This is a genomic window from Ruegeria sp. HKCCD6647-2, assembly GCF_057221075.1.
On sequence record NZ_JBWVBD010000002.1, the window covers coordinates 159,619 to 173,580 of the forward strand.

15 protein-coding genes are annotated in these 13,962 nt (G+C 59.7%); 6 read left to right on the forward strand and 9 right to left on the reverse strand.

Annotated features, from left to right (window positions below; translation table 11 throughout):
- The first annotated feature begins 13 nt into the window (after nucleotides 1–13).
- A complete protein-coding gene (locus AC2TDJ_RS06880; protein ID WP_480840565.1) occupies nucleotides 14–622 on the forward strand; it encodes an HdeD family acid-resistance protein in 609 nt (202 codons plus the stop codon).
- A gap of 72 nt (nucleotides 623–694) precedes the next feature.
- Here the strand turns inward: AC2TDJ_RS06880 and AC2TDJ_RS06885 are convergent, their stop codons facing one another.
- The 6 genes from AC2TDJ_RS06885 to meaB form a co-directional block, all read right to left on the reverse strand.
- Complete coding sequence (locus AC2TDJ_RS06885; protein WP_480840567.1) at nucleotides 695–1,159, reverse strand: copper chaperone PCu(A)C; 465 nt, start codon at nucleotides 1,157–1,159, stop codon at nucleotides 695–697.
- A gap of 42 nt (nucleotides 1,160–1,201) precedes the next feature.
- Entirely contained in the window at nucleotides 1,202–1,552 is a 351-nt protein-coding gene (locus tag AC2TDJ_RS06890; protein ID WP_480840569.1) for a hypothetical protein, read from the reverse strand.
- 68 nt (nucleotides 1,553–1,620) lie between these two features.
- A complete protein-coding gene (locus AC2TDJ_RS06895; RefSeq protein ID WP_480840571.1) occupies nucleotides 1,621–1,770 on the reverse strand; it encodes a hypothetical protein in 150 nt (49 codons plus the stop codon).
- A gap of 189 nt (nucleotides 1,771–1,959) precedes the next feature.
- The gene (rpmB, locus tag AC2TDJ_RS06900) at nucleotides 1,960–2,247 is read right to left on the reverse strand and encodes a 50S ribosomal protein L28 (protein WP_171094054.1); all 288 of its coding nucleotides are present in this window, start codon (nucleotides 2,245–2,247) and stop codon (nucleotides 1,960–1,962) included.
- Between the two features lie 119 nt (nucleotides 2,248–2,366).
- A complete protein-coding gene (locus tag AC2TDJ_RS06905; protein WP_480840573.1) occupies nucleotides 2,367–3,560 on the reverse strand; it encodes a Hint domain-containing protein in 1,194 nt (397 codons plus the stop codon).
- Nucleotides 3,561–3,709: 149 nt separating this feature from the next.
- Entirely contained in the window at nucleotides 3,710–4,687 is a 978-nt protein-coding gene (meaB, locus tag AC2TDJ_RS06910) for a methylmalonyl Co-A mutase-associated GTPase MeaB (protein ID WP_480840575.1), read from the reverse strand.
- 194 nt (nucleotides 4,688–4,881) lie between these two features.
- Here meaB and hrpB point away from each other — a divergent pair, with 194 nt between their 5' ends.
- The 3 genes from hrpB to AC2TDJ_RS06925 all read left to right on the forward strand — a co-directional run bounded on the left by hrpB (nucleotide 4,882) and on the right by AC2TDJ_RS06925 (nucleotide 9,552).
- Nucleotides 4,882–7,353, forward strand: coding sequence for an ATP-dependent helicase HrpB (gene hrpB / locus AC2TDJ_RS06915; RefSeq protein WP_480840577.1), 2,472 nt, complete (start codon nucleotides 4,882–4,884; stop codon nucleotides 7,351–7,353).
- Between the two features lie 172 nt (nucleotides 7,354–7,525).
- A complete protein-coding gene (locus AC2TDJ_RS06920) occupies nucleotides 7,526–7,984 on the forward strand; it encodes an NUDIX hydrolase (protein ID WP_480840579.1) in 459 nt (152 codons plus the stop codon).
- A gap of 89 nt (nucleotides 7,985–8,073) precedes the next feature.
- Entirely contained in the window at nucleotides 8,074–9,552 is a 1,479-nt protein-coding gene (locus AC2TDJ_RS06925; protein WP_480840581.1) for an inorganic phosphate transporter, read from the forward strand.
- 16 nt (nucleotides 9,553–9,568) lie between these two features.
- On the opposite strand, the gene AC2TDJ_RS06930 is transcribed toward AC2TDJ_RS06925, so the two are convergent.
- Together AC2TDJ_RS06930 and AC2TDJ_RS06935 are read right to left on the reverse strand one after the other, a co-directional pair.
- Entirely contained in the window at nucleotides 9,569–10,543 is a 975-nt protein-coding gene (locus tag AC2TDJ_RS06930; RefSeq protein WP_480840583.1) for a 2-dehydropantoate 2-reductase, read from the reverse strand.
- Nucleotides 10,544–10,628: 85 nt separating this feature from the next.
- Entirely contained in the window at nucleotides 10,629–11,591 is a 963-nt protein-coding gene (locus AC2TDJ_RS06935) for a pirin family protein (RefSeq protein ID WP_480840584.1), read from the reverse strand.
- Nucleotides 11,592–11,886: 295 nt separating this feature from the next.
- Between AC2TDJ_RS06935 and AC2TDJ_RS06940 the strand changes: the two genes are divergently transcribed.
- Together AC2TDJ_RS06940 and AC2TDJ_RS06945 are read left to right on the forward strand one after the other, a co-directional pair.
- Complete coding sequence (locus tag AC2TDJ_RS06940; protein WP_480840585.1) at nucleotides 11,887–12,375, forward strand: twin-arginine translocation pathway signal; 489 nt, start codon at nucleotides 11,887–11,889, stop codon at nucleotides 12,373–12,375.
- A 13-nt stretch (nucleotides 12,376–12,388) separates the two neighbouring features.
- Nucleotides 12,389–12,997: a ferric reductase-like transmembrane domain-containing protein gene (locus tag AC2TDJ_RS06945; protein ID WP_480840586.1), complete on the forward strand. Its 609-nt coding sequence runs from the start codon at nucleotides 12,389–12,391 to the stop codon at nucleotides 12,995–12,997.
- On the opposite strand, the gene argF is transcribed toward AC2TDJ_RS06945, so the two are convergent.
- Nucleotides 12,994–13,920 carry an ornithine carbamoyltransferase gene (gene argF / locus AC2TDJ_RS06950; protein ID WP_480840588.1) on the reverse strand — a complete coding sequence of 309 codons (927 nt, stop codon included), beginning with the start codon at nucleotides 13,918–13,920 and terminating at the stop codon, nucleotides 12,994–12,996. The two genes, AC2TDJ_RS06945 and argF, sit on opposite strands and share 4 nt — an antisense overlap.
- Nucleotides 13,921–13,962: the final 42 nt, after the last annotated feature.

The window sequence follows — 13,962 nt, forward strand, 5'->3', positions numbered from 1 at the left end:
TCGAAAGTGCGTTATGACAGAACCAGATACAAAAAGCGGTGAAATCCTTGATGACGGCAGCATCCGGTCGCGCGATGCGCTGAGTGATAACCTTGCGAACCTTTGGTGGACATTCCTGTTGCGTGGAGTTTTGGCCGCCTTGGTGGGCATTGCGGCGTTGTTCTGGCCCACCGGCAGCATTTCTTTGCTGCTGCGGCTGGTGGGGTTGCTGCTGGTTCTCGACGGTGGTCTGACGCTGCTGGGCTTCGGTCGCCGTGGCTTGATCGGCGGCGTCGGGGTCGGAGCGGTTCTGATCGGACTGGTGTTGCTGATCTGGCCCGAGGGCGCGGCCCGGTTGGCGTTCTTCCTGTTGGGTGCCTGGGCGCTGATCATGGCTATTGGCTCGCTGATGGCCTTGTCCCAGATGCACGAGCGGGATCCGGAACGGGCGACAGTGCGAAACTCGGGTATAGTGGCGCTGGTGATCGGATTGGTGCTGATCTTCTGGCCCGGAAGTGGCCTGGTCGCTCTGGGATGGGCCATCGCGTTTTCGGCCCTTGCCATTGCAGTGGTTATGTTTTTCCTCGCCGCCAGGTTCAAAAGCGCCGGCGACCGTTTGGCCATGCGCACCATCAACCGGTAACGCAACAGACCGGGCATTGCCCGGTCTGACGCATGGATGACGGCCGCTTGCGGCCCGAAGACGGGCGTCGCCTTAGTTGGAATGCGCCCCGGCGTCGTGACGTTCCAGATCGACGGGAATATCGATCTGAACTTCGCCCGCCTGCTCAAAGATCAGCGTCACTGGCACAAGGGCGCCGTGCTCGAAAGGCTGCGTCAGCCCCATGAACATCACGTGATCGCCGCCGCGTTTCAGCTTGTGGCTCTCGCCTGCGGGGATCACGAAGCCTTCCTCGACATGGACCATCTTGGCGACGCCATTCTCATCGATCTTGTGGGTGTGCAACTCGACCCGAGCGGCGACATCCGATGTTGCTCTGATCAGGCGGTCATCTGTTTCGCCTTCGTTGACGATCACCATGAACGCCCCGCCTGCTTTGGCATTCTGACCGGACGACCGGGCATAGGCGTCATCCACCTTGATATCTCCTCCGGCCAAAGCGGTAGTCGCAAGCGTTGCAGCGGCCAGAGTGGCCAGAATTCTGGATTTGAAGGACATCATGCCTCTCCTAAGTACATTGTCTGAAGATTGTGCAGGGAATCAGACAGCAACAGGAGGCGCCCGGGCCGGCGTCTGCGGAACCGGTGCGGCGATCAGACCATTGACGCGTAGTGGTTTTTCGTGCGGCGTCTGGTTGGGCGCGTGTGGCAGGTCAGTCAGCGAGGCAAGAACCGCGCCCAGAAGCGACAGCGCGTAGTCCGGACAATAATGAGGAGCGCCGGTCGGTTGACCATCTTCGTCCATGTAAACAACGACAGGGCCGGTTCCGGTGCACAGAACCATCTGGCCGACGGCTCTGTCGACCCCGCGTGAAGCGGCGACCCCCTGACCGGTCAGAATGACCAGCAAAGACAAGATCACTGGCAGAAAAATTCGATACGCAGTCGTCATGGTGATCTGAGATATAGGTTGGGAAATTCCCGGGCTTCAAGCACTGATCGCGCGCCTGCGGCGTTGCGTCAGTGGTCCAGCCCGGGGCGTTTTACATTTTCGACATTCAGGCTGTTGTGCTGCCGATTGACTCGCCGTTGCATCCGGGTGCACGCGCTGATGGTTTTACCCAGAAGTGCGGGTAGCAGAGTCAGGAAATCAAAGACTTTGGTAGGCATTGAAATGTCTCCGCCAGTTGAAAATATGAGCAAACATAACTCACATTCAACAGGCGTTATGTGAACAATTTCACCGTAGATCACGAATTAATATTAATTCGTATGTTCCGGTTTTAACGCGCTGCCTGCAAAAACGAAAAGCCCCGCACCGCTGGGTGCAGGGCTGAATTCCTCGAAAAGAAGTAAGGCTTAGGCCGAGGCTTGAGCCTTGGCGATTTCCTTCTTCACTTTCAACGCGTTCGCGGACAGCTCTTCGTCCTTGGCTTTGGCCAGGAATGCGTCCAGACCACCGCGGTGGTCAACCGAGCGCAGGGCAGCCGCCGAGATGCGCAGCTTGACGCCACGGCCCAGGGTTTCCGACTGCAGTGTGACGTCGTTCAGGTTGGGCAGAAAGCGACGCTTGGTTTTGTTGTTGGCGTGGCTGACATTGTTGCCAGTCATCGGGCCTTTTCCGGTCAGTTCGCAACGGCGCGACATGGTTTCTTCCTTTGTTTCTGGTGGCCGGGCATAGTGCCCTCGGCCAAATCACAAGGGGCGCAACCCGAAGTCGCGCCCGAAAACTGGTTGGATGCGTGTAGTGGGAATCGCCCGAAGGGTCAAGTCGGATGCTGCGAATTCTTTACGGTGTTCTTATGAACCCCACCGTCCCGCGATACATGCGCCTGCAACAGCGGTTTGTTGTTTTTCAGATGTCGCGCAACCAACTGCGCCTGCTGCCTGTTATGTGGAATGAGTCGCGCGGGATCTGCCCGATAGTCCAGGCGCGCCAGTTCGGGAAAAATTGCCAGAATTTCACGCCGTGCAGCCATGTTGAGCACCTTCATCGCTTCGAGTCCGGTGTACAGGCTCTCGGTCGGAGCGTTCTCGGCAAAAATCACTTGATGCCGATCGAAAAGCAGGTGGAAGTACTCAACGCTTTCCACGCTCTCATCGACAAAAATACCCGGCAGAGCGGTGAGCTTTATTGCCGGGATCAGCACTTCGGTCGTACCAAACATGCGTTGCGCTATTCTCGATTGCACCAGCATGCGATGCTGCCGGGAAACCAGCAGATCGCGATGTGGCAACCCCTTGCCCAGCGCCCCTGCAACGATGCGCACTGGCAAAAGCTTTGGATTCTCGCCGAGCGTCTGCGCGTCCAATCGGCGACGCCCGATCCAGCGGATGGGGCACAATCCGCAGCCCAGGGTGGGAATGAGATCACCGGTCGCGAGGTCCTGTATCGGAACCGAGCCTTCCTGCGTCTTAATTTTGGTCCCGAACGTGAAACAGGGAAATCCGGTTCCGTTTTCAAAGGTGGTGTAAGTCGCTGTTTTTCCTGACGGCAGCGTGAATGATCCGCTGGACAGAGAATAACTAACCCCCGCCTGTACGGTGATCGTTCCAAAGGTATTGTCGGTGATGACAGTACCGGCCGGCAGGTTGAGCGTATCGGTTCCGTTGCCGCCGCGAATATCGCCCGTTACGTCCGTGCTGCTGAAGTTCAGCGTGTCATCGTTGTTTCCAAGCCGAATTTCGCCGACCGTCGAACCGGTAACAGTAACCGTATCCGAACCCGACCCGCCCCCAACGCGGCCATCGACGGTGCTGTCTGTGACCGTGATCGCATCGCTTCCGGCATTGCCTAGGACGTTGTTGCTGATAGTGCTGTTCGTGACATCGATCTGATCGTTGCCACCGCGCCCCCGGACATTGTCTATGGGCGTTCCCTGCGGCGTCCCGTTCAGGGTACCGTTGTCATTTGTGACATCGATATCGTCATTGCCATTAGTCCCGTTGATATTGGGCATGGGTGACGGCTCCGTCGGCTGCGGTCAGACGTATTACTTTCTGCTACATCATCGATTCTTGCACAAATCGACAGGCTGACTCAACCTTTAGCTGAATCGCACATTAATCAGCAGATCGGACGCGGGAATACCTATAGCCAGCAGAAAACTCAGGCGTCTCTCAACCTGCCGAGCATTCGCTCTGCTGCCGCAGAAGGGCTAAGTTGCCCGGCTCGGACCTCGTCACCCAGCCGCTCCAGATCTGCGCGGGCCTGTGCGGTCGACAGGCGGGCCAGCAAGGCAGCACGGACCTCTTGCTCAAACCAGTATTGCGCCTGAACGGCCCGGTTTTGCGTCCAGTGGCCATTTTCACGCCGCCAGGTTGCAAGGCTCTGCATTTCTTCCCAGGCTTGTTCAAGCCCGTGCTCTTCAACAGCTGAGACCGTCATCGCCTTGGGAAACTCGTCGGGGTCCTGCGGGCGTTTCCGCAACAGGCGCAGCGCCCCGGCATAGTCGGCACAAGTTCGGGTCGCCGTCGATTTCAGATCACCGTCGGCCTTGTTGATCAGGATCATGTCGGCCATTTCCATTATGCCGCGCTTGACGCCCTGCAACTCGTCCCCGCCGGCCGGGGCCAGCAGCAGCAGGAACAAGTCAGACATCTCCGCCACCACTGTCTCGGACTGGCCGACACCGACTGTTTCGATCAGCACGACATCGAAGCCTGCAGCTTCGCACAGCGCGATGGCCTCACGCGTACGGCGCGCAACCCCGCCCAGATGGCTTTGGCTGGGGGACGGGCGGATAAAGGCGTTTTTCTCGCGACTCAGGCGCTCCATCCGGGTCTTGTCGCCAAGAATCGACCCTCCGGAACGGGCCGAGCTGGGATCGACGGCAAGCACCGCAACGCGTAGCCCCTGCCCCGTCAGCATCATACCGAAGCTTTCGATGAACGTGGATTTTCCAACACCCGGTGTGCCGGACAAGCCAATGCGCAGCGCCTGCCGTCCGGATCCCGACAGCTGATCGAGCAATGCAGTCGCCTGCGCGCGGTGATCAGCGCGCCCGCTTTCGACCAGCGTGATGGCCCGCGCCAAAGCGCGCCGGTCCCCATTCAAGATCCTGTCACCAAGGCTGCCTGTGTCCATTTCAACCTCAAATTCTAACGGCATGCCTACTTGCAGCCCCTCTGGCTGATTTGTCCAGCCCCGGATGGTCACGGAGCGATCTCATGTGTCACTAGCACGCATTTGCGGCTGGCGGGCCGGATCCACTGGAAAAGCCAAGACATACACGCTGCCCAAACAACACAGCCACAGCGGAACTGGACGGCGGTGATGTGATGACGGATAAAGCGCGCATGACGACCCGCTTGCCCATCGATGACGCCATACCCGAATTATTGGACGCTCTGCGCACCCATGGCAGGGCGGCATTGCAGGCGCCGCCCGGTGCGGGCAAGACGACGCGGGTGCCGCTGGAGATTTTGCAAGCTGGCCTGTGCCGCGGTCGGATCGTGATGCTGGAACCCCGACGGCTGGCTGCACGAGCTGCTGCGGAGCGGATGGCGGAAACTCTGGGTGAACCCGTCGGCCAGACCGTTGGTTACCGGGTGCGAGGTGAGGCCAAAGTATCGAAATCCACCCGGATCGAAGTCGTGACCGAAGGTATCCTGACCAGAATGCTGCAAGCCGACCCGGATTTACCCGGTGTAGCAGCAGTTATTTTCGACGAGTTCCACGAACGGTCCCTGAATGCAGATCTGGGGCTGGCACTTTGCCTCGAAGTGGCGGGCGCATTGCGGGACGATCTGATCCTGCTGGCGATGTCGGCAACGCTGGATGCTGAGCCCGTCGGACAATTGATGCAGGCGCCACTGGTAACGTCCGAGGGTCGCAGCTTTCCCGTCGAAACACACTGGCTTGAGCGTCCTTTGAGTGCACAGGCCCGACGGCTGGACGCGCTGGTCGATCTGGCCGTAGAGGCCGAGCGGGAAACGCGAAACGCTGGCGGCGGCGTGCTGGTTTTTCTACCTGGCGAAGGTGAAATTCGCCGGGCCGAAGCGACACTGACCAACCGGCTGCCAAAAAACTGCTCAGTTCGCCCTCTGTTCGGCGCTCTGCCCTTTGCCGCGCAACGGGCCGCGATCGCGCCGGCTCAGGAAGGCCGCAAGGTCGTGCTGGCAACATCAATTGCCGAGACCTCGCTGACCATACCGGACGTCCGGGTCGTGGTGGACATGGGGCAGGCTCGACGGGCGCGGTTCGATCCGGGCTCGGGCATGTCACGGCTGGTGACCGAGCGGGTCACGCGCGCCGAGGCGACGCAGCGCGCAGGCCGCGCCGGGCGAGTCGCCAAAGGAACTTGCTATCGACTGTGGTCAAAGGGTGAGGACGGCGCGCTGGCCGCTTTTCCTCCGGCTGAGATTGAAGCGGCCGATCTGACGGGTCTGGCCTTGGAACTGGCCTTGTGGGGCGCTGAACCGCAGGATCTGGCCTTTCTGACTGCGCCACCCGAAGGTGCCTTGGCAGAGGCCCGGACCCTGCTGAACATGCTGGGCGCGCTGGACCACAAGGGACGGATTACGGAGCATGGTCGCGCCTTGGCAGCATTGCCGCTTCATCCCAGGCTTGGGCACATGATGGTGCGCGCCGGTGCCAACGCGGCACCGCTCGCAGCACTGATGGCGGAGCGTGATCCGCTGAAAGGCGCGCCCACTGACTTGGCGCTTCGATTGGAGGCTTTACGGGACAAGCGCGCATTCCAGCGCAACCGAACCTGGCAGGTCAACCCCAGCGCGGTTGACAGGATCAACACTGAAGCCAGGCGATTGCAGTCTCAGGTCAGGGGCGAACAGGAAGATCTGAGCCCGGCAGCCATGGCGGCACTGGCTTACCCGGACCGGATAGGGCAACGCCGAAAGGGCGATCTGCCCCGCTATGTTCTGTCAGGTGGCAAAGGGGTCGTGCTGGACAGCGACGACACGCTGGCCGGTTCCCCGTATCTGGTCGCCACCGACACCGACGGAAACCCCCGCGAGGCACGGGTCAGGATGGCCGTACAAATCTCGGAACGGGAAATACGAGACTTGTTTGCTGACCAGATCGAATGGGTTGACAGCTGCGACTGGTCAAAGCGCGAGCGGCGGGTGGTGGCCCGCCAACAAGAACGGTTCGGAGCAATCACACTGAGTGACCGCATCTGGAAAGGCGTCCCGGACGCCACTGTCGCGATGGCCATGATGGATGGTGTCCGGGATCTGGGCCTGCGTCTGGACGGAGCCGCCGCCCGGTTGGCGGCACGGGTCGAGCTGGTTCGCGCCGAGGGTGTGGACTTGCCCGATTTTTCGGTCGCGGGATTGATGGCTGAACTGGAGGACTGGCTGCTGCCGATGCTCTCGGGCGTTCGCAACGCCGATGACTGGAAGCGGTTCGACCTGCTGCCCGCGCTGCGTGCCCGGCTGAACTGGGCACAGACACAGGAGCTGGATCGCCGCGCACCCGGTGCCTTCGAGACGCCACTGGGCCGGAAAGTACCGATTGAATATGGCGGTGCGGTGCCCGAAATCGCCTTGCGTTTGCAGGAGGTTTTCGGTGTCACAAAGCATCCCGTCGTGGGCGGCGAGCCATTGAAGATCACGCTTTTGTCCCCGGCGCAACGTCCGATCCAGATTACCCGTGATCTGCCGGGGTTCTGGGCGGGGTCCTATGCGGATGTACGCAAGGACATGCGCGCGCAGTACCCAAAACACCCCTGGCCCGAAGACCCGACGAAGGCCGACCCCACATTGCGGGCCAAACGAAGGGGTCGCTGACCGACACAGCTTGTTAATTCTGGCGAGCTCCGCCTTTCTTGGCGCAAATCTTCAAAAATCCTGCCGTTTTAGGGCAAATTCCTGCAATTCCGGGTGAATACATTGAGATATCCGGGATGTATGATTAAATGGTATCAACCCGGCACTCCGAAGGAGGCCAAACAGGCTGAACATGTCACACTGGCTGCGAAACATATGGGAAGAAGTGGCAAGACCGCTTTTCTTGCGCCCGCATAGGGTGCAATGCGCAGCGCTGTGCACAAGAAACAACGGCGGGCGGCGCGAAGTTTTACTGATCACAAGCCGGGATACCGGGCGCTGGATCATCCCGAAAGGCTGGCCAATCGACGGGCTGGACGGTGCGGGAACGGCGCGCCAGGAAGCCTGGGAAGAAGCCGGGGTATGCGCCAGATCGATCGACGCGGAACCGATGGGCCAGTTCAGCTACAACAAAATCCTCAAGGATGGCTCGGCTCAGCCTGTGCTGACTTGGGTATATCACATCGATGTCGCCGAACTGGCAGAGGACTTTCCCGAGGCTCATCAACGAAAACGGTGTTGGTTCTCCCCCGAAAAAGCCGCGGAACGGGTCGAAGAGCCCGAATTGCGCGACTTACTCCTGCAAATGTAACAGTTTTGCATCACTTTTGTGACAGCGGCCTTGCCCCGGCGAGCTTAAGGCGGTAGCGCGCAGTTTCAAACCAGTTGTGCATGAAAACAATGCCCGAGACTCCGTCCAAAACACGCTGGCAGTCGCTGGACAACGACCTGCACCGCATTACGAACGTTGAGCGTGCAAATGCGTATGTCTCGCGCCCGTTGCTGGCGCCGGGGATTGCTTTGGCTTTCATCGCGTTGGCCGGACTAATGGCTGCCATCTTTTTTGATCGGGCAGATGGCGGACTGATCGTTGTCGCGGCGGCTGCATTCGGCGCATATATGGCCATCAATATCGGCGCCAACGACGTCGCCAATAACATGGGCCCCGCGGTGGGTGCGAACGCGCTGACCATGACAGGTGCCATTGCCATTGCCGCCGTTGCCGAAAGCGCGGGTGCGTTGCTGGCGGGTGGAGATGTGGTTTCGACTATATCCAAGGGGATAATCGACCCGGCCTCGGTGCAGAATTCCAGCGTGTTCATCTGGGCTATGATGGCGGCGCTGATCTCTTCCGCTATGTGGGTCAATCTGGCGACGTGGATCGGGGCTCCGGTTTCCACCACGCACTCGGTCGTGGGTGGTGTGATGGGGGCAGGCATCGCCGCAGCCGGGCTTGGCGCGGTCGATTGGGGCACAATGGGAGCGATTGCCGCAAGCTGGGTGATTGCTCCGGTTCTGGGCGGAGTCATCGCTGCCCTGTTTCTGGCGCTGATCAAGGCCAAGATTCAGTATCAGAAAGACAAGATCGCCGCGGCGCGCCGTTGGGTGCCCATTCTGGTGGCATTCATGGCCGGTGCGTTTGCCACTTATCTGGCGATCAAGGGGTTGAATCGTATCGCTGAAATCGAGATCGAAGTCGCGCTGCTCATCGGGTTGGGCACGGGCTCTCTGGTCTGGGCCATCACTGTGCCTTGGGTGCGCCGCAGGTCGGAAGGAATGGAAAACCGCACCCGGTCTCTGAAGACGCTGTTTGGCCTGCCGCTGGCGATCTCGGCTACCTTCCTGAGCTTTGCGCACGGGGCCAATGACGTCGCGAATGCCGTTGGGCCACTGGCCGGAATCGTGCACGCGGCAGAGTTCGGGGGCTTCGCCCCGCAGGTCGCAATCCCCACCTGGGTGATGGTCATCGGCGCCTTCGGTATTTCCTTCGGTTTGTTCCTGTTCGGGCCCAAACTGATCCGGATGGTGGGCAGCCAGATTACCAAGCTGAATCCGATGCGCGCCTTTTGTGTGGCATTGTCCGCTGCCATCACAGTCATCGTCGCCAGCTGGCTGGGGCTCCCGGTCAGTTCGACCCATATTGCCGTTGGCGCGGTATTTGGCGTTGGGTTCTACCGTGAATGGAACGCCGATCGCCGCCGGAAACTACTGAATCTCCAACGGCCCGTGGATTTGCGGCTAGCCCGAGAAGAACACCAACGGCGCAAATTGGTGCGTCGGTCTCATTTCATGACCATCCTCGCAGCCTGGATTGTGACAGTGCCCGCTGCGGCCACCATGTCCGGCATCATTTTCAAGATGCTGACGGCGCTCAATTGATACGAAGACACAGCGGCTACTGCCTGACTTGTGCGACGGTCAAGGGCGAAGCCGGGGCTTGCCGAATAAGGCCGGCCACACGGCGACTGATCGGAGTCGGTGTCCCCGTTTTCATGCCCAGTCGAATAATCTCTCCTTGCAAACTGTCGATTTCCGTTGGACGCCCCGCCATCAGGTCATAGGCCATCGAAGTCCGGGCGCTGGGGTCAATGGTGAGCATCCGGGCCGCAATACGAGAAAACAGAGGTGTCGGCAGGCGCAGGATATGTGGTGTCATCCATGCAGGCAAAGGAGTGGTCGAGGTGATGGGATGCCCAGCGGATTTGAGGACCGAAAGCGCCTCGGCCATCTGATCGGCCATCAGACGTCGCCAGTCCCGGTCCAGCAGTTGCTTTTGCAAAGTCAACCCCGACAGGGCGTTCAGAGCATTGTTGAGGTTGACGACGAGCTTGCCCCATTGCACCGCCTCGATGTCTTCGCTTTCCGAGACGGGCAAAACGGCGCTTGAAAGACGTTCGGCCAGCGCCCCCGCCCCGCCTTCAATGACTATGTCGCCGGACGAGGCACGGTGATATGACGCGTCTTTGGTGGGCACCACATTGAAGGGCACCATTCCCGCCCGCACGTCGCGATCTGGCAAGGTACGGCTCAAGATTTGAGCATTTTCCATCCCGTTCTGCCATGACAATACGGGCGCAACCCGGGGCGCAAATTGAGAGATTAAGTCAGCGATTTCACCCGTTGCACCGGTTTTGACCGTCACGATGATCAGGTCTGCCCTTTCCAGGCTGGCCGGCTGTTCCGTCAATGCCAGCTGGCTGCCTGAGAGAGTTCGGTGAAGCCCGGAATAATCCGTCATCGTCAACCCGTGCGCGCGGATCGGATCCAGCACTCGGGCCCGGCCCAACAAAGTGACGTCATGACCTTCGGTCGCCAGCAAGCCGCCGCAAAAGCAACCGATACTGCCGGCCCCCGCAATCACGATTTTCATGGTGTCCCTCCTTTGACAACCGAAGGATCACCGGCAAGCCGCTGGCTGGCAAGTTTGTGCATCAAATGACGTTGCGCAACAGCGCCTATCGCGCCAGCCGCGGACGGGTGCGTTCAAGTTCCTCGGAGATCTGGATGAATTCCTGATCGTCACCGGGCGGCAAGTGAAATGCCCCATTGGCCCAATCAGCTGTCTTCCATTCGCGCGTGGCATTTTCGATCTTTTCTTTCGAGGAAGATACGAAATTCCACCAGATGTAACGATCCTCGTTCAGCGTCGCACCGCCCAACAGCATCAGCCGCGCGCCAAGTGGCCCGGCCTTGACCGAAAGTCGATCTCCGGGACGGAAGACCATCATACGGCCTTCGTCGAACCTATCGCCCGCCACTTCTACAGAGCCTTGGGTCACATAAACGCCGCGATCCTCATGGTCATCAGGCAGCGGAAAAGAAGCGCCCGGCTCCAGTTGCACGTCCAGATAGAAGGTCTCGGACAGCATCTTCACGGGGCTGTCCTCACCATAGGCGGATCCCAGGATCAGACGGGCGCTGACACCGATGTCTTCAATATGCGGCAAGGCGCCTTGCTTGTGGTGTTCGAAATCCGGGGCCATATCCTCGTGCGCTTCGGGCAGGGCAATCCAGGTCTGGATACCGAAAAGGCTGTGGCTTTTGCTGCGGGTTTCGGCACTTGTGCGTTCGGAATGAGTGACACCGCGACCCGCCACCATCCAGTTGACCTCGCCCGGATAGATCATCTGATGGGTTCCGAGGCTGTCGCGATGCTCGAATTCACCCTGATACAGATAGGTCACCGTACCCAGCCCGATATGGGGATGCGGGCGCACATCGATCCCGCCGTCGGTGATAAACTCTGCGGGTCCCATCTGGTCAAAGAAGATGAAAGGCCCCACAAGCTGGCGTTTGACCGACGGAAGCGCGCGGCGCACCTCAAAGCCGCCCAGATCACGAGCCCGTGGAATAATCAACGTTTCGAGTGCAGAGTTTTCCGAGACGCATTCGGGATTGTGGGTGGGATTCCAACTCATTCCTGTTCTCCCTGAGCGGTGGCAGTATGTTCACAGTTGCAGGATATAGGGCAAAAAGAAGGTGGAGAAAGCGCATTTCCGCACAATATTCGTGCGGCAACTTTCGATCAGTCAATTCGTTCGAAAGCTCGGACCTGCTGATGGATAAAAAGCCGCTGCGCTGCTTTTGGGCGGTATCCCGCAAGTGTGAGGGATGATCGTGACAGGAATTACCTCACGACCTCGGAATCCCAAACAAACGTGCTATGCTTCTTCTGAGAATAGACCCGGCATGTGATCGATAGGAGGTTCCGGTATGTCGCTTGTTCTTCTGACCCGTCGTTCCTTTATCAGTGCTGTTGGCGTCATCTCGGCGAGCAGCGCAATCGGGGTCGCGGTATCTGCCCGCGCCGACGGTGTCGCACCAACACGTTCGATGCGCGGTGGATCAAACAATTACCGCCCCGGCGCGCCGATCGTGGATCGTATCGGCGGTGGCGGGTTCTGGATGACAGGTACTGTGCGTCGTGCCGGGGATGGTGCGCCGCTTTCAGGCCAGCGTATTCAGATCTGGGCCCACACAACCGAAGGGCACGAGCGCGACCCACACAGCCACGGGGCGACTTTGACCGACGCCAACGGGGAATTCCGACTGGAGATACCGCAGATCGTACCCGCATTCGGACAGCCACACGGGCATCTGGCCTATGACAGCGGCGAGTTCGAGACTGTGTTCCTGCGCCCGGTCATGGCGAGCGCCAGAGATAAAAGCCTCAGCGCGCATTTTGTGCTGCAACCTGTGTGACACCTGAAGCTGCATGAGTCCGACCCGCGCTATCCTGATCTGGGCGGCTCTGTTCTGTGCCATCTTTGTGCCTGCGCTTGCGGCCGCAGCCAGCCCATATCTTGCATGGCGTGACCCTGTTTATGTCGCTGCCGGGTTTGCCGGGATCGTGGGGCTCGACCTGTTGCTGATCCAGCCATTGCTGGCGGGCGGGTATCTTCCCGGACTTTCCCAGTGGACTTCACGACGTTTGCACCGATGGGTCGGAGGCACATTGGTTCTGGCGGTTTTGATCCATGTCGGCGGACTGTGGATTACCAGCCCTCCGGACGTGATCGATGCTTTGCTGTTTGTTTCGCCCACTCCGTTTTCGGCCTGGGGTGTCATTGCGATGTGGGCAGTGTTTGCAGCGGCCTTGCTGGCAGTTCTGCGACGACAACTGCGCCTGCGGTTTCGCCCGTGGCGGTTGGGTCATACCTCGTTGGCCGCCGTGACCGTCATCGGTACCGTTGTCCATGCCATGCTGATCGAAGGAGCGATGGAAATCGTGACCAAGACCGCATTGTGCATTCTGGTTCTGTTGGCGAGCGTCCGAACGCTCGCCAAGTTGCGCGTATGGCGTGTTCGACGGCGCCCGGACTAGACGCCGAGACACCAGCGCATCACTGCCTTTTGTGCATGCAGGCGGTTTTCAGCTTCATCGAAAATAACCGAGTTGGAGCCGTCCATCACTTCGGAGGTCGCCTCCTCTTCGCGGTGCGCCGGCAGGCAGTGCATGAACAACGCGTCGGATTTGGCGTAACTCATCAGCTCGGCGTTGACCTGATAGGGGCGTAGCAGATTGTGGCGACGTTCCTTAGCCGATTGAGAATCATGCATCGAGACCCAGGTGTCGGCAACAACCAGATCAGCGCCCTCGACGGCCTTGAAGGGATCGCGCTCGACCACGATTTTCGAACCTTTCTTACGGGCGAAGCCCATGAACTCTTCCTCGGGGTCGAACTGGGCTGGTCCGGTGAAGGTCAGGTCGAATCCGAACTGGCCTGCTGCATGCAGGAACGAGGCGCACACATTGTTGCCGTCGCCGGTCCAGACCACCTTTTTTCCTTTGATCGGGCCGCGGTGTTCTTCGAACGTCAGCACGTCGGCCATGATCTGGCAGGGATGCGTGCGGTCGGTCAGGCCGTTGATTACGGGCACGTCCGAGTATTCGGCCATTTCGGTCAGGATGGTCTCGTCAAACGTCCGGATCATGATCATGTCGACATAGCGCGACAGCACGCGCGCCGTGTCGGCGATGGTTTCGCCGTGGCCCAGTTGCATATCCTTGCCCGACAGCACCATGGTCTGCCCGCCCATCTGGCGTACACCCACGTCAAAGGACACCCGGGTACGGGTCGATGGTTTTTCAAAAATCAGCGCGACCATGCGGTCCTTTAGAGGTTGGTCATTGTCGGGCGCGGCTTTCGGGCGGCCGAGGCGTGCCTGTTTCATCGCCCCTGCCTGATCGATCATGGTCCGTAATGCGGCGGCATCGGTTTTGTGGATGTCGAGGAAGTGGTTCATATCGTTTCGCTTTTGGCTAGTGGCGGGTGGGGGCCAGCCCCC

Excerpts from the sequence above, each read along its gene's own strand:
- rpmB (WP_171094054.1), bottom strand. The coding sequence starts at position 2,247 with ATGTCGCGCCGTTGCGAACTGACCGGAAAAGGCCCGATGACTGGCAAC.
- AC2TDJ_RS06940 (WP_480840585.1), top strand. The coding sequence starts at position 11,887 with ATGTCGCTTGTTCTTCTGACCCGTCGTTCCTTTATCAGTGCTGTTGGC.
- AC2TDJ_RS06930 (WP_480840583.1), bottom strand. The coding sequence starts at position 10,543 with ATGAAAATCGTGATTGCGGGGGCCGGCAGTATCGGTTGCTTTTGCGGC.
- AC2TDJ_RS06895 (WP_480840571.1), bottom strand. The coding sequence starts at position 1,770 with ATGCCTACCAAAGTCTTTGATTTCCTGACTCTGCTACCCGCACTTCTG.
- AC2TDJ_RS06905 (WP_480840573.1), bottom strand. The coding sequence starts at position 3,560 with ATGCCCAATATCAACGGGACTAATGGCAATGACGATATCGATGTCACA.
- AC2TDJ_RS06885 (WP_480840567.1), bottom strand. The coding sequence starts at position 1,159 with ATGTCCTTCAAATCCAGAATTCTGGCCACTCTGGCCGCTGCAACGCTT.
- AC2TDJ_RS06935 (WP_480840584.1), bottom strand. The coding sequence starts at position 11,591 with ATGAGTTGGAATCCCACCCACAATCCCGAATGCGTCTCGGAAAACTCT.
- AC2TDJ_RS06890 (WP_480840569.1), bottom strand. The coding sequence starts at position 1,552 with ATGACGACTGCGTATCGAATTTTTCTGCCAGTGATCTTGTCTTTGCTG.
- AC2TDJ_RS06920 (WP_480840579.1), top strand. The coding sequence starts at position 7,526 with ATGTCACACTGGCTGCGAAACATATGGGAAGAAGTGGCAAGACCGCTT.
- AC2TDJ_RS06880 (WP_480840565.1), top strand. The coding sequence starts at position 14 with ATGACAGAACCAGATACAAAAAGCGGTGAAATCCTTGATGACGGCAGC.
- meaB (WP_480840575.1), bottom strand. The coding sequence starts at position 4,687 with ATGGACACAGGCAGCCTTGGTGACAGGATCTTGAATGGGGACCGGCGC.
- AC2TDJ_RS06925 (WP_480840581.1), top strand. The coding sequence starts at position 8,074 with ATGCCCGAGACTCCGTCCAAAACACGCTGGCAGTCGCTGGACAACGAC.
- AC2TDJ_RS06945 (WP_480840586.1), top strand. The coding sequence starts at position 12,389 with ATGAGTCCGACCCGCGCTATCCTGATCTGGGCGGCTCTGTTCTGTGCC.
- argF (WP_480840588.1), bottom strand. The coding sequence starts at position 13,920 with ATGAACCACTTCCTCGACATCCACAAAACCGATGCCGCCGCATTACGG.
- hrpB (WP_480840577.1), top strand. The coding sequence starts at position 4,882 with ATGACGGATAAAGCGCGCATGACGACCCGCTTGCCCATCGATGACGCC.